12 protein-coding genes are annotated in these 18,477 nt (G+C 43.9%); 1 reads left to right on the top strand and 11 read right to left on the bottom strand.

Annotation, left to right across the window (positions count from 1 at the left end; all coding sequences use genetic code 11):
• Positions 1 to 11: 11 nt before the first annotated feature.
• A complete protein-coding gene (locus tag V7S75_RS08705) occupies positions 12 to 1,238 on the top strand; it encodes an aminotransferase class V-fold PLP-dependent enzyme (protein WP_459513141.1) in 1,227 nt (408 codons plus the stop codon).
• Here V7S75_RS08705 and V7S75_RS08700 read toward each other — a convergent pair whose 3' ends face one another.
• From V7S75_RS08700 to V7S75_RS08650, 11 genes are all read right to left on the bottom strand, one after another.
• A complete protein-coding gene (locus V7S75_RS08700) occupies positions 1,239 to 1,988 on the bottom strand; it encodes a GW dipeptide domain-containing protein (RefSeq protein WP_459513140.1) in 750 nt (249 codons plus the stop codon).
• Between the two features lie 3 nt (positions 1,989 to 1,991).
• On the bottom strand, positions 1,992 to 3,605 hold the full coding sequence (locus V7S75_RS08695; protein ID WP_459513138.1) for a hypothetical protein: 1,614 nt from the start codon (positions 3,603 to 3,605) through the stop codon (positions 1,992 to 1,994).
• A 9-nt stretch (positions 3,606 to 3,614) separates the two neighbouring features.
• Positions 3,615 to 6,365, bottom strand: a complete 2,751-nt coding sequence (locus V7S75_RS08690; RefSeq protein ID WP_459513137.1) for a multiheme c-type cytochrome — start codon at positions 6,363 to 6,365, stop codon at positions 3,615 to 3,617.
• A gap of 17 nt (positions 6,366 to 6,382) precedes the next feature.
• On the bottom strand, positions 6,383 to 8,191 hold the full coding sequence (locus V7S75_RS08685; RefSeq protein WP_459513136.1) for a cytochrome c3 family protein: 1,809 nt from the start codon (positions 8,189 to 8,191) through the stop codon (positions 6,383 to 6,385).
• A gap of 38 nt (positions 8,192 to 8,229) precedes the next feature.
• Positions 8,230 to 9,552 carry an NAD(P)-binding domain-containing protein gene (locus V7S75_RS08680; protein ID WP_459513134.1) on the bottom strand — a complete coding sequence of 441 codons (1,323 nt, stop codon included), beginning with the start codon at positions 9,550 to 9,552 and terminating at the stop codon, positions 8,230 to 8,232.
• 1 nt (position 9,553) lies between these two features.
• Positions 9,554 to 10,399, bottom strand: coding sequence for a hypothetical protein (locus V7S75_RS08675; RefSeq protein ID WP_459513132.1), 846 nt, complete (start codon positions 10,397 to 10,399; stop codon positions 9,554 to 9,556).
• On the bottom strand, positions 10,396 to 13,473 hold the full coding sequence (ccsA, locus tag V7S75_RS08670; protein ID WP_459513130.1) for a cytochrome c biogenesis protein CcsA: 3,078 nt from the start codon (positions 13,471 to 13,473) through the stop codon (positions 10,396 to 10,398). The genes V7S75_RS08675 and ccsA overlap by 4 nt, the downstream gene beginning before the upstream one ends.
• 275 nt (positions 13,474 to 13,748) lie before the next feature.
• The gene (locus tag V7S75_RS08665; RefSeq protein WP_459513128.1) at positions 13,749 to 16,133 is read right to left on the bottom strand and encodes a hypothetical protein; all 2,385 of its coding nucleotides are present in this window, start codon (positions 16,131 to 16,133) and stop codon (positions 13,749 to 13,751) included.
• A gap of 8 nt (positions 16,134 to 16,141) precedes the next feature.
• Positions 16,142 to 16,801: a hypothetical protein gene (locus tag V7S75_RS08660; RefSeq protein WP_459513126.1), complete on the bottom strand. Its 660-nt coding sequence runs from the start codon at positions 16,799 to 16,801 to the stop codon at positions 16,142 to 16,144.
• Positions 16,802 to 16,838: 37 nt separating this feature from the next.
• Entirely contained in the window at positions 16,839 to 18,050 is a 1,212-nt protein-coding gene (locus V7S75_RS08655; RefSeq protein ID WP_459513124.1) for a BaiN/RdsA family NAD(P)/FAD-dependent oxidoreductase, read from the bottom strand.
• A gap of 30 nt (positions 18,051 to 18,080) precedes the next feature.
• Positions 18,081 to 18,476, bottom strand: a complete 396-nt coding sequence (locus tag V7S75_RS08650; RefSeq protein WP_459513122.1) for a hypothetical protein — start codon at positions 18,474 to 18,476, stop codon at positions 18,081 to 18,083.
• Position 18,477 lies beyond the last annotated feature (1 nt).

Genomic DNA, 18,477 nt, shown 5'->3' with positions numbered 1-18,477 from the left:
CTTCAATGACTATGAACAAACGCCAATTTCTCAAATCCACCCTCGGCCTAAGCCTCGCGCCTTCGTTGGCAAAATTACTCGCACAACCCGCCGCAGCCGACGATGAAGTTTTTTGGGCGACATTACGAAAAGCCTATCGCATTAAGCCGGATTACATTAATTTGGAAAATGGCTATTACAATATTCTTCCCGAAGCTACCCTCGAAAAACACATTCAGCATATTCGAGATGTGAATTACCAGGGAGCTTATTACATGCGGACGACCCAGTTCCCCGACCGCAAAGCAATGAGTAAACTGGTTGCGGATATCGTACATTGTTCCCCGGATGATTTGATTTTGACCCGGAACACGACGGAATCTTTGGACATGATTATCGGAGGTTTCCCCTGGCAAGCAGGTGATGAAGCCGTTTTCGCTATCCAAGATTATGGTGCGATGCAGGATATGTTTGAGCAGGTTGCTCGCCGACAAGGCGTCGTATTAAAAAAGGTGTCCGTACCCTTGCATCCCGCTAATGATGAAGAAATCGTCGAGCTTTATGCGAACGCGATTACGCATAAAACCAAATTGCTCATGGTTTGCCACATGGTCAATGTGACGGGCCAAATACTACCCATCCGAAAGATTTGTGACATGGCTCATGCCAAAGGCGTTGAGGTAATGGTCGATGGGGCACATGCGGTCGCACATATTGAATTCAATCTTCCGGATTTACATTGTGATTATTACGGAGCGAGTCTCCATAAATGGTTAGCCGTTCCGCTCGGCGTCGGGATGCTCTATGTGAAACCGGAACATGTCAACAAGATTTGGCCGGTTTTTGCTGAACATGAAAATGCCGCCAAAGGCATCGAACGCCTAAATCACCTAGGAACAAATCCCGTGCATGCACATCTGGCGATTGAGGATGCGGTGGCGTTTTATCGCCAACTAGGCCCTGCGCGGAAGGAGGCGCGTTTGCGATATCTCCAACAATACTGGACCCAGCAGGTGCGTCATGTTCCGGGCATCATCCTAAATACGCCGGAAGATCCTAATCGCCACGGGGCAATTGCGAATGTAGGCGTCGCTAAACTGAAACCTGCGGAACTAGCCAAGCGCCTTTTAGAAGATTATAAAATCTACACAGTGGCCATTGATGGCAATGATGTACATGGTTGTCGGATTACACCTAATGTCTTCACAAGCACCGCGGAACTCGACCAATTGGTTCGTGCATTAAAGGCTTTGGCTTAATTATTTTAATTTTCCATTTTCCATGATAAGCTCATAGACATAGCCCGCTCCAAAATCCTTATTCAAGCGGAGCACACCCTCAAACGCTACCGGAGCACCTAAAGGAATGTTATCATCAGACGTAATGGTAAAGTCACAAATTTTGCCATCTGCCTTGCTGCCGTCCTGAATATGATACCAGTTCTTATTCATGATGCCATAATTTGCCTTCACACAGGTTCCGGCAACCAAGATTTTTTGGCCTTTGTATTTTGACTTATTGGCCATTAAAACGCTTAATTTCAATGCTCCTTTAATGTTGGGCGTAGCGGCCACCGCCACGTCATGCGTATGCGTATGCTCCGTTTCCATCGAACCACCCGGATGCGCGTTCGCATTAATGATTTCAGAAACCAAATAGATCTTATCAAATGTGCGTTTGTGTTCCACACTTTCAAAATTCGTTTTCATTAAACCGCCTTGATATAAGTACGATTCCCCGACCTTCGCCTCCAGTTTTTTCGTCGCAATCCAGAACGTATTCAACTTTTCCTTCACCTTTAAATAGGTATAACGCTCCGCTTGAAGAACTTCGACTACCTCAACTTGATGCATGTCATTTCCCACCGCAGGCGCTTGATTACTACTGCTGTCGACCGCAATACTTGGGTTAGATGGGCTTGTCGTTTCGGCGGCAATCACCTTCGGTTTTGAGTCACAAGCGGCGAATGTCAAGCTAATAAGCAGGATGAGGCTATTTAGGTATTTCATGATTTAGGTTGTTTTTGGTTTTTTCGTGCGAAAACGCTGCGTTAAAGTTAAATAATAACGACCATATTGAATCGTTGGCTCAATCGTCCCTTCATAAGAAAGCATCAAACTGGTCCTTTTTTTTCCATAAAAATTCAAAGAGCCTCCCCATATATGCTGGTTTAATGTTCCTTGCTCTTTATTGACAAATAAATAATCTACTTTTCGATAGGAGAATTCTGTCGATAAAAATCCTTTAAACAAATCTTTGTTGACACTCGCTCCCCAAATCGTCCCGCTAAAATAATAGGTGTCCATGTAATTGAAGTTCAAATTGACCGATGCCTGAACTTTTGGAATTTGGCTAATCGACAAATTCGCCACATAGTTTTTGGTGGGGTCCGGCCGGTTCGATTGATAGCGATAAAAGCCCGATAAGGATAAATAGGCCAAAGGATGTACCCGGTAATTCATTTGCAAACGAAAGCCTTGGCGGGTTTCTTGATTCAATAATTGATCCAAAAAATTTCGGTAACTCTCATAATAAATGATGTTCTTCCGGTTGTCATACGAGGTCGTGAAACTCAATTTATTGCTGGCTTTATAGCGCAAAGACAGGTACATACTTGTTAAATCCCAACGGTTTGTCTGCACACTATCTACATTTTGAAATAAATCACATTCCACCGAATAGAAGAGTTGTAGGTTCTTCAAATACGCATTTGAATGTTGGAAGTAGATAAATCGCCTGTCGGTTGCCGACTTGAATTTCTGTTCCGCAAATGCCAAACTCGTTTGAATAGGTCCATTTGTCGTTTCACTTTCATGGGCTAGGAAGCCCCCAAACTGCGTTAGCTCCTTGTTGAAGCTGTAATCTTGCACATCAGGTCTCGTGCCTGCAAAAGTTCCCCAAGTGAATTTTCGAAAGGATTTTTCCACTTGCAATCCATCGATGGCTCCCATGTTAGCTAATCGATTATTCAATTTTCGTCCCAAAGAAACGATGATACCCTTTTCACTCGCATAGGATAAAGCTAATGCGTAGATTTTGAAATCATTTCTAAATGTAGAGTCATTAATGGGCGTACCTAATTTGTGGTTGAAAGTTACATAACTTTCGAGTGACAGCCTACTGTCCTGAATGTGTTGGATATCTAAGGAAGCGGTTGTTCGTAAACGATCGAAATCGCGCGCATTTTGATCTCGGCTCCCATTGGTTGAAACACTTATCCGACTATCAATTTGCTGCTTGTTGGGGGACTCTTTCGGCTTTTTTTCTGGCCGTGGACTTGCCGATAAATACGGCACGAGCTCATAGGCATTTGCCTTTTTGATAACGGGTTTAATTTTTTCTGGGCCACTAATTTTAGTTCCTATTACTAACGTGACTGGAATAAAGGAATTTGTGATGCAGGATTGACTTGATAAAGACTCAATGATTAGTGCTTTTTTCCACTGATCATTTTGCCATACTCGAAGCGTATCGCCCACATGTAAGGAATCTGTTGTAGGAAAACGCACATATACTTTGTTCAGAGATAAATAGCTAATCGTACCTTCTTGGAACGTATTGTTTTGGCCCCAAGCCATACTGCTCAGAGAAATCAATATTCCCAATAATACGCTCTTTATCCCCATGATCTATTATTACACTCTTGGATGACAACTGTAGCAAGCGGTACTGTTGTATGAATAACCATTAACTCCTCGATGTTCACTATCTGTGGATGCCTTTTTATGGCAATTTAAGCAGTTGAAAACAGCGAAATTTCCTGCGGTCGTGTGGCATTCATTACAATTGGTCCAGCGCCCCTTATGTTTCCCGCTATAAATGCGGAAATATTGTGCATCATGGTTCCAAGTCGAAGGCGACCATGCATTCTGACTATGGCAATTCGTACAATTAGTCGGAAACCCAGCCGAAGCATGATTTGGTGTTGCACTAGTATAATCTGCCGCATGGCATCCATAACAAGTAGTAGGGGCCGTTTTTGCATTGCCTGAATTATGACAAGCGGCACAATTGGAAGCAATATTTGCATGCGCCCCTTGCAACGGATAGACACTGCTGTGATTGAATGTGGATGGACGCCATCCTGGATTTGTTGTATGGCAGGATGCGCAATCGGTACTTAGGCCCACTGTCCGGTGGTTTGGATTCACGCTGGCTGTATAAGCCGCATTGTGGCATGAATTGCAATCCATTGGGGTATTTTTATATGTGCCATTTTTGTGGCAGGCCGTGCAAGTTGCTGTTGAGTGGGCACCAGTTAATGGATAATAGGTATTGTGATTAAAGGTGGATGGTCTCCAACCAGGATTTGTCGTATGGCAGGAAGCGCAATCGGTTGAGAATCCATTGCTGGCGTGATTTGGATTTTGTGCCGCTTGGTAATTAGCATTATGACAAGCGTTACAATCCCTTGGCGTATTTTTATATACGCCGTTTTTGTGACAAGCCGTACACGTCGCTGTCGAATGGGCACCTGTCAATGGATAGAAAGCATTGTGATTAAAAGTCGAAGGTCGCCAGCCCGGATTCGTCGTATGGCAAGACGCACAATCGGTTGAGAAACCATTGCTCGCATGATTCGGGTTTTTAGCCGCTTGATAGGCCGCATTATGGCAGCTGTTGCAGTCGGTAGGTGCAGCTTTAATATCTCCAGTTTTATGGCAGGCCGCACAATTGGAAGCCACAGATGCATGTGCTCCCGTTAATTGGAAATAAGCATTGTGATTAAAACTAGATGGCCGCCAGCCCGGATTGGTACTGTGGCAACTCGCACAATCGGTTGAAAGCCCTAGTTGGGCATGGTTCGGATTTTTACTCGCTACGAATGCTGCATTATGGCAAGCATTGCAGGTATTCGGGGTATTCGCATAGGTGCCATTTTTATGGCATTGGCTACAGGTTAAATTCGAATGGGCACCCGTTAAAGGGAAAAAGGCATTGTGTTGTGGGTATTTGGCAGGTTCCCAACTCGGATTTGTACTATGACAGGATGCACAATCCGTACTCATACCCAACTTGATGTGGTTCGGATTTTGTGCCGCTTGGTAATTCGCATTGTGACATGAATTACAGTCGGTCGGTGCTGCTTTTATGTCGGCCGTTTTGTGACATTTTGCACAATCATTGATGCTTTTATGTGCCCCCGTTAATGGGAAGCTGGCATGTTGGAACGTACTTGGTCTCCATCCTGGTGCAGGGGTATGACACGTGGCACAATCCGTCGATAATCCGATCGCCACATGGTTAGGACTCGCCGCTTTTTGGTAGGCCTGATTGTGACAAGCATTACATTCGGTAGGCGTGTTTTTATACGTGCCATTTTGGTGGCATTGCTTGCATTGCAATGTGCTGTGGGCGCCTATCAAGGGGTAAAATTGATTGTGCTGGGTAAATTTGGCTGGGGCCCAACTTGGATTCGTGCTATGACAGCTAGCGCAATCATTGCTGATTCCTAAACTTGCGTGATTCGGGTTACTCGTCTTGGCATAGTTCGCCGCGTGGCAAGCATTACAATCACTCGGCATAGGTGCATAATTTCCTCCTTTATGGCATTGCGCACAATCATTGGCAATTGTTTTATGCGCTCCAGTTAGTGGAAAGAACTGATCATGATTCGCAAAGGTAGCCGGCGCCCAGCCCGGATTCGTTGTGTGACAAGACGCACAATCGGTTGATAAATTCAGTTTTTGGTGATTGGGGTTCTGCGCCTGGTTAAAATTCGTTTGATGACAACCGGCACATTGCCTCGGAGCGCTCGAGTAGTCGGAACCTTGATGGCATTTCTCACAATCTTGCGCGATTCCAGCATGTGCTCCCGTTAAGGGGTAGACCGCATTATGATCGGGGAATTTCCGCGTTTTCCATTCTTGAACGGTTGTGTTGTGGCAGGAGGCACAATCGTTGCTCAGGTTAAGTTTAACGTGATTGGGGCTTTTAGCTTGTTGGAAATTCGTTTTATGGCAATCCACGCAAGTTTGTCCCAAAGGACTGTATTGCAATTTCGTAGCTGTTTTGTGGCATTGGTTGCAATTGACGGTTTTATGTACGCCTACAAGCGGGAAGGAGGTTTTATCGTGAATTTTTGCAATATTTTCGACAATCCAAGATTGTGTATTGTGGCAGCGCGCGCAGTCATTCCCAACGGTTTGGTTATGCATGTCGCTGTGGCAACTGACACAAGAAGAGCTTGTTTTTTTAAAATTCAAATTGGTGTGACAAGCCTTACATTCGATATTTTTATGCTGTCCTTCTAAGCCAAAACCGGTTGTTTCATGTCGGAATTTAGCTTTGGCATTAAACGACCAGCTGCCTGAACTGTGGCATTGTGCACAATCCATGCGGAATCCTTTACCATGCGGATTCTGCGCTTGCAGTCCGAATGCCATCAGGAATAGGCAACTGATTATAAGTGACAGTCTATGCATTCGAATCGTTCAATTTTATAATAGCGTATCGTTGGATTACTTGCGAGTGTTCTATTATGACATTTCGTACAAGTTACCATTTTATGTTCGCCGTCCAACGTAAAACTTGTTGTGGAATGGTTAAAGTTTTTGCCATTCCAACCATCTGGCTGATGACAACGCGCACAGTCCGTTTGTCCACTTTGTTCAAATTGTTTTCCATGAGCATCTGCATGGCAACTTGCACATTGCGACGAAAGTCCTGAGAACTGTTGGACTTTATCCTTCATGTGGCAACTTCCACAAGCAGCCAAACGATGCTTTGCTTGCAGTGGGTATTTCGTTTGGTTATGATCAAATCGAATTGATTTCCAGTTTTGGGTATTGTGGCAAGTGGTGCAAGTTTGGTCTGGATAAAACTTGCTGGCCAAAATCCCTTGATGGATATCTTGATGGCAACTTTTGCAGTTTAAATCCATGTTGCTGAAAATCCAATCTTTGCCTTTTTTATGGCAGGCAAAACAGGGTTGTGCCTCATGTGCACCATCGATTTGGAACCGACTGTTTTTATGATTTTCCAAAGTAAACATGGAGGGACTAAATCCTGCCACGGTGTGGCACGTAGCACAGTCGGGATATTGCTTGGATTTTTTAGCAAAATATCCATTGTGTTTGTCCTGGTGGCAATTTTGGCAAGTAGCATGCGGCAAGGGATCCGTAAAATCCTTCTTATGACAAGCGCGGCAGTCAACGGTCTTGTGTTTTCCTTGCAAGGGATAATCGGTCTTGTCATGGTCAAATTTGCCCACTTGCTTTTTGTCTTTAAGCAAGAAAGAGATTTGATTATGGCAGGATTTACAATCTTTCCCTAATTTGCCTTCATGAACGTCTTTATGGCATGTGATGCAGGAAATGTCTTTGACTTTCTTGAATTCACTAAATGTCGTTTCATGATGATCATGGCATTTTTTACAAGAAATATCCCGGTGTTTTCCTTCCAAGTTAAATCCCGTAACACTGTGGTTAAAGCTTCGGTTAGGGCTTAAAGTTTTAAAGGATTCTTCATTGTGACAGGATTTACAATTTTGGCCAAACTGGTTTTGATGTGGATCCTTGTGACAGCTCGTGCAATTCGACGAGGGAACATCGGCAAATTGGGTGAACTTTTGGCCATTTTTTATTGAGGTCTTATGGCATTCATTGCAGTTGGTCTTTTTATGCGCCCCGTTTAATTCAAATTTCGTTTTATCGTGGTTAAAAAGACTGGCGGGTTTAAATGAATTTACATCGTGACAAGATGCACAATCGGAAGAAAGTGTTTTTTGATGCACATCCGTATGGCATGTTACGCAAGATGACGTTAATCCCACATAGCGTTTCGCTTTACTTTTCAGGGCAGGATTCGCGATATTGTCCGCTTGATGGCAATCCGTACATTGTTTGATTTTACTAACATGAGCTCCTTTTAGCGCAAAGCCCGTGAAGGCATGGTTGAAGGTTTTCTTATCGATGCGTATCATGTCAAAATTCTCGCCATGGTGTTCGCTGTGACAAGAAATGCAAGTTTTTCCTTTGGCGTAGGCGGAGGCGTGCAAGCCTTTATTCGCTCGGATCTGATTCGCCAACGGTTTGTGGCATGCCAAACATTTCTGATTCGTTATTTGGTTTCCTATCGTGTGACACTGGGTGCAGTTGGCTAGGCCTTCCAACTTGCTATGTGCCTGGCTTAGTTTTCCCGGTGAAAGCTGCGCATAGGCACTGATTATTCCCCAGAAGGCAAAGCATAGGATTCCCAGGATGCGTTGCATCCAGCGATTCGGGGCGATATGTAGGCCTGTTGAATTAATTATTTTTTTGATTTTAAGGTATAACCGAATCGCTTTGTAATTTCAATGCCTGATTTTTGTAAAAATTGCGTGGGAAGCTCTCCGCCCGCAAAAATGTAGACCAAGTCATTTTCGATCATGAAAATTCCTTGCTCGTTTTCAAGAAGAACATCCTTTTCATTAATGGAACGCACCTGTGAATTGAATTCCATACGAATTAACTGTTTGTCAATTGCCTCCTGAATACGTTCGGTATTTTTAGGTTTCAAGCGATTGAATTGAGGACTCCGGTAGGAGAGGGTCACTTGATTGTTTTCGGCTAACAATAAGGCGTTTTCAATGGCAGAGTCGCCGCCACCGACCACCAAAACATGTTTGTTTTCAATTAATTCAGGCTCGAGTAGTCGATAAGCCACCTTTTCTTTTTCTTCCCCGGGTACCCCTAATTTACGCGGTGTTCCTCGTCGGCCGATCGCCAAAAGTACTTTTTGCGTGGAGATGATTTCCCCATGTTCAATTTCTACGTGAAAGTAGTTTCCGACCGATTTGATCTCCTGCACTTTCGTGTTTTCTAGGATGTGAATATCATTTTTTTGAATAACATCTTGCCAAAGATTCAATAATTCTTGTTTGCTCGTTTCAAACAATTTTACGGGTCCGTACAGAGGTAAGTCCATCGGAGCTGTCATAACGATTTTGGCACGGGGGAAGTTGAAAACGGTTCCACCCAAAGAATCTTGTTCTAGTGTGATGCAGCGTAGTCCGCGTTTTTTTGCTTCCAACGAGGCAGAAATACCCGCAGGCCCGGCACCGATAACCACAAGGTCATAGGCTACATCATGTGTTTTCTGTAAGGTTTGACTGAGGTTTTCCACCGCTTGTTTGCCTTGTTCGACGCTGTTCTTGATTAACCCCATACCTCCCAGTTCTCCCGCGATGTAGATGCCCGGAACATTGGTTTCGAATTGTTGGTTGATGTGTGGAAGATCAACTCCGCGTTTTTCGGTACCGATTTTCAGGGAAATCGCTTCAACCGGACATGCATGGAAACAGGCGCCATGCCCCACGCAACTGGAGGCATTAATCAGTACTCCTTTTCCGTTGACGACACCAATGATGTCTTTCTCTGGGCATGCCGAAACACAAGCCGCACCACCAATGCAGATGTTGGGGTCAATAAATGGATAGAGTGAAACGGGTTCATACATACCGTCTTCTTTGGCTCGTTCGATTTTATGTTCGACTTGCTTCGATTTGCTGGATTTAATTTTGACATACAGCAGCAGCACCCCAGCACAAAGCAAGAGACCTAATCCGTATATCAATAGTTCTTCAGCTATCATCTTAAAAAATCCAACGGTATCCAAAAATCAAAGTCACAGCCACGTGAATGAGCATGATGACCAACATAATTATCGCAAAGGGCAAGTGAATTACATGCCAATATTTAAAGAGTTTTTGCATGTATTGCAAGCCAATTATCCGACGCTGTATGGTCATTTCTTGGCCAACTAATTTCATAATCACACGCAATTTTTTACCTTGAATTTGTGCAGATTTTAATCGGCCACGTAATTGACTTTTGCTCCGCCAGTCGGCCAAAACCTGTTGCACATAGCTTTTTTCGGTTTTTCTTTCCTCGCCCGTATGAATGATTTGTTGCATTAATTCTTCTCCGATTTCCTGCTGAATTTGTTGGGTAATTTGACCCTTCATCTCATGAATCTCATGCAGGCCCAATTCCCGACCTTGTATCGTACGGGGGATTTGCAAATAGATGAATCTGCCTGCCACGCCACTGGCAACGACCGCGACCATGCTCCAAAAACTAATGGATACTAGCCCTCCAAACTTAAATGAGGTATGAAATAGCACTAAAATGGGGCCTAGTGTGCACAAGAAAATGTGAAATTCAAGCCAATGCTTCAGGACGCCAATACGTGCGAGGGACCGCATGTATTTACGTGCTTGGTAGCCAAAAACACCGATAATCATCATCAGGGTGCCCACAATGCCATAGCCATGCCCGAAAGGGCCGCTGGGCTTTAACATGGCATGGTCAGCTTGATAGAAACGTTCCTCGATTGGCGTTTGGTAATAGGCATAACCCGAATAAGCTAAATAGCCACTTACCCCCAAAACAATGGCGGTCATCGTCGCAAGATAGATTCGATGGCTTAGGGGATTCATGCTTGTTGCTTTTTAAAGTTCCGATACGCGAAGACGCTCAATAAAATCAATAAAAGGGTCGTTATGTATACCTCCGGTGGAATGGGCACGGGGTCGCCAGCAGCATACGAATGCAAGCCTGATAAATAGTAATTTACGCCTAGATACGTCATGATTACCGTCGCGAAGCCAAACAAAGAGGCAAAATTATACGCGAATATGCCTTGTAATTTGGGGATAAAGCGCATGTGCAAAATAAAGGAATAAACCAGGATTGTGACTAAAGCCCAGGTTTCTTTGGCATCCCATCCCCAATAACGTCCCCAAGATTCATTCGCCCAAACACCGCCTAAATAGGTCCCGATGCTGACCATGGTTAGACCGCCCAACAAAGTAATCTCACTGATGATGCTCAATTCTTTGATTGCCCGAAAAATCTGCGAGCGATTATTCGGATTCATGAATAACATAAGGCATAGATTTAAGATGCCGAGAACGGCGCCCAATAATAGGAATCCATAACTACCCGCTTCCAAGGAAACGTGGATGGTCAACCAATAGGATTTCAATACCGGTACAAGTGGAGTGATTTCAGGATCAAGCCAACTCATCGAAGCGACTAAAAGCACGGTGGCAGCGAGGGTTGCTGTGGCTGCTAAACCGCCAAGGGATTTTCGTGAAAATAAGGTTCCTGCTAGCATCGTTGTCCAGCCGATGTAGATCATAGATTCATAGCCATTACTCCAAGGGGCACGTTCAGAAACATACCAGCGAAGGCCGATGCCCAGTGTGTGGAAAAAGAAGCCTGCCGCCATCGCATAGAATGCAATTTTTGTATAGTTAAGTTTAGTCGCGCGATTGCGTACGGTCGTAAATAAAAAGATGCCTGTGATTAATAAACACAGTATTCCATAGTAATTGCCCAGTCGGTTGAACACATTCAATTTATTCAAGAACAGTTCTGCTTTCACTTGGGTCTGCGAGGGCATACTTGCATTGACGGATGCTCGTTGCACATTGGTGATTTCTTCTAAATTTTGGTCTGCGGCACTATAATCTTGGTTCTGAATACCCGTATTGAGGTGTTCTAAATAGGCCAAAAACAAGGTACGCATGCGCGTAGAATATTCATCTTGCTGATGTTCATGCATCAGGTCTGCCGGGGATAACCAGGTATTTGAAGGGTCGTTCAACGGTGGAAACAAACGAAAAATACTGCCACTGAAAATCATATTAACGATATTTACTTTTTCGTCTAATTTGATCAAAGCCTTTTCAAAAGTGCCTTGGTCTTTCGGCATAACCGCTTGAGCGGCACGAACTTGTTCTTCTAATAAGTAGTTGCCATCCTGGCCAAAAAATGCGGCATAACTAACTAAATTAGCTTCTGTGTGTAACAATTGCTTGATTTCAGGTTGCTCGGGTAATTTAATAATTGCTGCCTTTTCCCATGCTGACGGATTAAGCATCATGGAAAGTACGAGCTGGTCGGAATTTTGATCAAACAGCGATTCGGTGCGCGCCAGTTTCCGCATAAGTTCTCCCGTGTATGTATTCATGGGCTTTATTCGCCCATTGTGATCTTGCACGAGTAGTTTTCCAAAGGCTTGTGCATGTGCTTCTTGAATGGTTGCGACTGGCATTTGTGCTTGGGCCGCAAAACTTAATGTTATGAAGGCGAATACAAGTATTTGTACCCGATTTAGTTGACCGATCAAATAACTAAACCTCGACTTTTTGTCGAAAAATGTCATCACCAAACCCAGTGTAAGTAATATGTAGCCAAAATAGGAAATCCATGTTCCCCAGAAATCATGGTTGACGCTCAGGTAAGTCCCTAATTCATCCTGATCAAAGGAAGATTGGAAGAATCGGTAACCTTGGTATTCCAAGATATTATTCATGAAAATGCGGTGATTTTCTGTGAGGTTGGCATTCGGGTCTGTCAGGGTAACCTCGCTCGCGTAGGATGATGGATTTTCGGTACCTGGATATTTTTCTAGAATGAAATCATTGCATTTTAGTGTGAATGGTAATGTTTCAGGTTTGGAACCAAAACTGATTGCAATTTGCGTTTGTCCGATCACCAATACTTGCGGCTGTCCGGCTTCTCCTTTTTTACCTGTAACGCGGATTTCTTGCGTTTTCCCATTCGCTTGTACCTGAAGTTTTAAGGATATGGCGCTTTCTGATGTAATTTTTTGGCTGCCAGATTCCAATTGGACAATGGCATTCGGTAGATAATCGCCAATCACAAAATTATTACCATTCACCGTGTACAAAGAGCGCAACATTAATTTGTGGGGAGTTCCGCTTGCTAATTGACTGCTTTGCTGTGTTGCCATCACGCGTTGCCCTACTTCGGTATCTGTGACAAAAACGAGCGAATCACCCTGTTGGCGGATATTAAACGCATCCGACATGAATTGATCGCTGAAATTAAAATTGACCCCGTTGATTTGGCTTTGTTCGCCATTTTTGAGGAAATATTCTTCCCGACCTTGTGCCCCGCCAATTACCACTTTCAAGGTTGGGACACCGCTTGGGGATTCAACTAATTTTTCGCTAGGATTGGGAATGAAGTCAACCAATTTAACATCGAGTATGGTATTTCCGATTTGGTAGGATTCATGAAATTCGTTGTCTGATAAACTTGAAAAGTGAGTCGCCTCGTCGAAAGAATATGTATTTGTGCCTTCTGTGACCCGAAACTGTAAGAAACTTTCCGCGGAAAGGTATTGATTGCTTGTCTCACCCTCGCGAATGTGCATCATGCCTTCTGTTCCGAAGTAGCGTGTAACCGCGGATCCGATTAAAATAATGATGATTGCTAAGTGGAAAGACAAAGAAGCCCATTTCTTTTGTTGGACCAAGCGATAACGCCACATGTTAGCCAAAATCGTAATGCCAAAAAGCAATAGCAATAACTCAAACCAATGGCTCTTGAAAATCAGTTCTTGCGCTGCACTTGTGCCAAAATCATTTTCTACAAACGTTGCTACTGCGATGGCTAAAGCAAACAGGAGTAAATAAATTCCTGCAAAGCGCGTAGAGCTAAGGCGGTTGAATCCGTTTAGTAGAAATATTTTGATCATGTATAGGGTATGTTAGTCAGTTAAATTTAATGCTTTCTTAGTAAAAAAAATAGGCGCTGAAATTTATAATCGTCGAATTGCCCCGTCATGGAGATGATTTTCATCAGCTTTTAGATTTTGGTACAAACTTTTTACTTTAAAATTTAGTACAATGGTGATTTTGATAATTTTTGATACGTTTTGGGCTTTAAATTTTAAGTAATGGGATAGCCTAAATGCGATATGATTTTGATGAATTTTTTATTAAAAAAGCCCGCTTTCGGCGGGCTTCTTGTTTAATATACTTGATTCACTGTGACGATCAGCGATGGTATCGCAGGCCTACTCGGACTCGTTGTTGCCGGCGAAAATGCGATATATACCTGCGGATTCGACACGCTCCACATGAGTTCAACTTGATCCCCCGCATTCAAATTTTGGAAAAAATTCCAGGAAGCCACTAAAGCTGCGGTACTCACACCCCCAGATATAATCACTTCTGTCGCGGAGGCAGGCACGTTAACCCCATTTTTTCGCAACCAAATCTTGACCAATTGGGTGGAAGTCCCCGCATTCCGATCTAATTGGGCTGAGAATTGGATGTTATATACACCTGCGTTTAGAAATCGTAATTGCGTATTGTTCTGTACAGAAATGCCTGACGCAAAGTCGGTATTGCTTAATTTCATTGCAACGGCAGAATCCGCTGCGGCAGCGGTTTGATTCGTTAAATCATAGAAACTACCATAAGCTGCTGGACTAAAAGCCCCTGTTCCATTGCCTCGAACGATACCTGTCAGTGTGCTTACGCCGGTTCCGCCATTGGCTACAGAGATATTACCTGTCAACTTACTCGCTTGCATCGAAACGATCTTCGCATCGGTTACGTTGGCATCCACAATTTTCGAAGTTGTTACCGTACTATCGGCTAGATTCGAAAACTTAACCGCGTTGATGGCTAATCGGGGAGCCGTAGCTGTCCCTGTCAAATCGCCTGCTAATTGAATTTTCCCCAACTGCGTAGTCGTCGCATTGGGTGTTGTTTGTGCATCAATATAGGTTTTGACTGCCCGTTGTGTTGGATACAAGGTATCGCTCGGTGCAGTCGCCCCCAAGTTGCTTGCTGTACTGCGGTTCGCAACATTTTCTTTTAACGCTAATCCGGGGACACTAGGTGATGTGGCAGTACCAGATAGGTCACCGGCTAATTGGATTTTACCCAATAGATTCGTTGTTGCATTGGGCGTTGTTTGCGCATCGATGTAGGTCTTCACCGCTTTTTGGGACGGATACAAATCATCGCTAGGAGCGGAGGCCCCTAGGTTGGCCGCCACTGCTTTGTTCGCCAGGTTTTCTTTTAATGCCAATGCGGGAACAGTCGGTGCGGAAGCAGTTCCCGAAAGGTCGCCGGCCAACTGTACTTTTCCTTGAATCAGCGTTGTTGCTTCAGGTGTCGTTTGCGCATCCACGTAAGTCTTAACCGCATTTTGCGTTGGATATAGTGTTGTACTGTTGCCTAAGTTCAAATTGTCCGACTTGTTGGCTAAATTTTCCTTTAATGCCAAAGCCGGTACGGTAGGAGCGGAGGCGGTTCCAGAAAGATCTCCCGCTAGCTGGACTTTTCCTTGAATGAGCGTTGTCGCTGATGGTGTCGTTTGAGCGTCAACGTATGTCTTAACCGCATTTTGGGTTGGATATAGTGTTGTGCTATTGCCCAAGGTCAAATTGTCCGATTTATTTGCAAGATTTTCTTTGCTTGTTAATGCAGGCACCGTAGGGGCAAAATAAGTGCCAGCCAAATCTCCCGCTAAGATAATTTTACCAGCAATGGTATTCGTTGCTGGAACGGTTGTTTGTGCATCCACATAGGCTTTCACGGCTCGCTGGCTTGGATAAAAACCATCGGTCGCATTAGCACCTCCTAAATTAGTAGCAGCCGATTTATTTTGAAGTCTTTCGTACGTAAAATTCAAATTCGTGATGACGCCATTTACCTCATTCGCCTGCGTGACCAATTGGTCTAAACGACGATTTTGAACATCGTTCATGACATTGATGTCTGTGATGGATTGGTTGATAACAGCGACCTGTGAAGTGGTTTGCAAATTACTCGTTTGAATACTTTGAATGTCTTGTTTGTTCTTGAGGATATCAGCTTTGATCGGGTCTAGATCCTTTTTCGAAACAACTTGGATGTCATCCGTGAACTGAGATAATTTCGTAGGTGCGGAACGAACATTTTGGTAGTCGACACTTTCCGCATACAAGGCGTAAGCTGAATAATTGAGGTTTTGCGTGCTTACCTGGGTGTAGGTTTTCCCTTGATCAAAACTTACATCCACTTTCATTTTTTTCGGATTAGCATCCCAAACAATGGCATCGAATTTGTTATATTTTCCCGTATTTGAGCTATTCCCTGCCCCAATATTCAGGTTGACTAAGCCATAGGCATCCGTCTTCGTGCATTGAACTTCTTGGTAGTCTAGTTGGCCAGCTTTGTCCAATAAACTGAATTTGATGCAGACATCACTCGATCCATAAGGGAGATTTGAAATGGTATTTCCTGGAACGTCCAAGGGGTTTGGATTAAGGATGACAGCCTGGTAGTTCAGGTTTTTTGTTTGTGCCAAACCGGAGAATGCCAGTAGGAACAAACATGCGATGCGTATATAGGTCAACATAGGTATGCTTAGGGATTGATTTTAATGCCCAACGAAATTGTCGTAGGGATGATGCGTAAATGATTCACCGGGTAGTCGGGTTCTTTCACCGATCCAAGGGATTGGAATTTGATGAATCCACTGACGAATTTACTCAGGTGATGTACCAAAGCGACGGAATAACCGGAATAGATCCGAATCTTCGAGAATTGCGGTTGGTCGTCCAGCGGCATATATTGGTTGGCAATATACTGATTGCCATTCCACATTTTTGCGACTGAGACGATGCCTTTAATATCCAAGGAAATGGCTTGATTGATTGGGATTTCGGGCCCTATTTCGCCAATGATCCCAAGGTGGTCTGTTTGATAACTTAATGCAACCCCTTGCGTATTTCCTAGGCTATTGTATTGGTTGTAGGTAAATCCAAATGCATATTTGATGGTAGGTACATACAGCGGATTGTCGTCTTTATCGCTTGCGCCAAACATTTTCGAGACTTTCCAAAGAACGTTTTCGCGTTTTAATTGGGCATGGAGTCCAGTAGCGGGTTTAAGGTAATCGACTTGGGTGCCGTTTAGATTTTGGTATTGATATTCGGTGGAGTTTCCGCCCACTTCGAAAACCAATTCTTGTGCGTTTGCTTGGTTGAGTATAAGGCAAGCAAACAATAGAAATAGGATGCGCATGAAATGTTATAACGTTTTACGAAGATACAAAAATCGTTTATAATCCGCATGATTTTCCGGCGATGTATCCCGTTGTCCAGGCGCCTTGAAAATTGAAGCCGCCAGTGATGCCATCGATGTTTGTTACTTCGCCAGCAAAATAGAGGCCCGGCATTAATTTGCTTTGCATCGTTTTAACGTCAATTTCTTCCAGGTCGATCCCGCCAGCCGTTACAAATTCTTCTTTGAATGTAGTTTTGCCTTGCACTTCGTAGCGGTCGTTGATGAGGGTATTGATTAGTTTATTGGCATGTTTGCCAACTAAATCTTGCCAGCGCGCTTCGGGTTTGATTTCGTTTTTCTGCAAGAGGTAAATCCACAATCGATTGGGAATCGGGAAGGGATTATGATTTTGAAGCATTTTGGCCCCATGGATTTTTTGAATCGATAGAAATTCTTGTCGGAGGGCCTCTTCCTTCATCTCATCGAGCCAATTCACTAAAATGGAGCAGTTATAATTCTTCTCTTCTAGGATGCGGGCTCCCCAGGCAGACAGTTGCAAGATGGCTGGGCCGCTCATGCCCCAATGGGTAACAAGAAGAGGTCCTATACCCAAGAGTTTTTGGCCTTCTATGCGTACGCGCGCATGTTCAACCACGACACCCATCAAAGCTTTGATAGGTTCTTTGGGCATATTGAAGGTAAACAGAGAAGGTACGGGAGGAATGATGTTATGGCCAAAGGATTCGATAGCAGTAAACCAAGTGCTTTTCGGTTGGCCTCCCACCGTGATAATGACCCGGTCTGCTGATTGTATCCCTTGGTTAGTCTCGATTTCAAACCCATTATCTGTTTTTCTAATATGCTCAACGGAATGATTGGTCTGTAATTCGATTCCCAATTTTCGTGCTTCATTTAGGAAGCAATCGATGATACTTTGGGATTCGTTGGACAGGGGAAATATGCAGTTGTCGGGGTAAGTTTTTAGCGCCACTCCGCGCGATTCGAACCAGTTGACCGTGTCTTGCGCGTTAAATTGTTCGAAGGCTTTGCGGAGAAATTTCTCGCCCCTTGGATAGTTCTCGGAAAGTAGTCGGTTGTTGAACGTGGCATTCGTTACGTTACAACGCCCACCACCGGAAATTTTCACCTTCCCGAGGAACTTGCTCGTCTTTTCCAGGATGCAAACATGGGCATCAGGGAAATGGGATTTGGCTGAAAGGGCGGCAAAGAAACCGGCGGCTCCTCCGCCGATGATGGTGATTTTCAAGGGGGTGAATGGCTAATGGGGTGCAAGATACTATTGAATAGCCATATTCAATGAAATCTTCCAGTCATCGTTAGCCTTTTTGAAGAAATACAAACCTCGTCCTTGGTAGATTTGTTGATGATTCTCATTATATCGACTGTATGTGACATCAAGGTAGCAGTTGGATTCAGAGAGAATGGTCAACTGGGTGGAATCTGTTTTTGAATAAGCATAGCCGGGTTGAAGTTTATTTTCTCGAATGAATTTAATTGTCTCAATGAAACTCGTTTCATCTTTGAGTATTAGTGGGCTTTCTAACAGTAAAGTGAAAGGAAAGTGAAATTGTGTGATTAATGTTTGGTAATCGGCTTGCGTGAAAGCTTGTAAATAGGCTTCCCATTTAGCTTCGAAAAAAGATTTTGTAGGAAAGGTATTTAGATTTTTCATC

The sequence above is a fragment of the Aquirufa sp. TARAVU-A1A genome (genome assembly GCF_054558675.1).
The sequence above is the reverse complement of the archived record's forward strand: the minus strand, read 5'-3'. Positions and strand labels throughout refer to the sequence as shown.

What these genes read in the sequence shown, in the direction of transcription:
- V7S75_RS08705 (WP_459513141.1), top strand. Translation starts at nt 12, where the DNA reads ATGAACAAACGCCAATTTCTCAAATCCACCCTCGGCCTAAGCCTCGCG.
- V7S75_RS08700 (WP_459513140.1), bottom strand. Translation starts at nt 1,988, where the DNA reads ATGAAATACCTAAATAGCCTCATCCTGCTTATTAGCTTGACATTCGCC.
- V7S75_RS08695 (WP_459513138.1), bottom strand. Translation starts at nt 3,605, where the DNA reads ATGGGGATAAAGAGCGTATTATTGGGAATATTGATTTCTCTGAGCAGT.
- V7S75_RS08690 (WP_459513137.1), bottom strand. Translation starts at nt 6,365, where the DNA reads ATGGCATTCGGACTGCAAGCGCAGAATCCGCATGGTAAAGGATTCCGC.
- V7S75_RS08685 (WP_459513136.1), bottom strand. Translation starts at nt 8,191, where the DNA reads ATGCAACGCATCCTGGGAATCCTATGCTTTGCCTTCTGGGGAATAATC.
- V7S75_RS08680 (WP_459513134.1), bottom strand. Translation starts at nt 9,552, where the DNA reads ATGATAGCTGAAGAACTATTGATATACGGATTAGGTCTCTTGCTTTGT.
- V7S75_RS08675 (WP_459513132.1), bottom strand. Translation starts at nt 10,399, where the DNA reads ATGAATCCCCTAAGCCATCGAATCTATCTTGCGACGATGACCGCCATT.
- ccsA (WP_459513130.1), bottom strand. Translation starts at nt 13,473, where the DNA reads ATGATCAAAATATTTCTACTAAACGGATTCAACCGCCTTAGCTCTACG.
- V7S75_RS08665 (WP_459513128.1), bottom strand. Translation starts at nt 16,133, where the DNA reads ATGTTGACCTATATACGCATCGCATGTTTGTTCCTACTGGCATTCTCC.
- V7S75_RS08660 (WP_459513126.1), bottom strand. Translation starts at nt 16,801, where the DNA reads ATGCGCATCCTATTTCTATTGTTTGCTTGCCTTATACTCAACCAAGCA.
- V7S75_RS08650 (WP_459513122.1), bottom strand. Translation starts at nt 18,476, where the DNA reads ATGAAAAATCTAAATACCTTTCCTACAAAATCTTTTTTCGAAGCTAAA.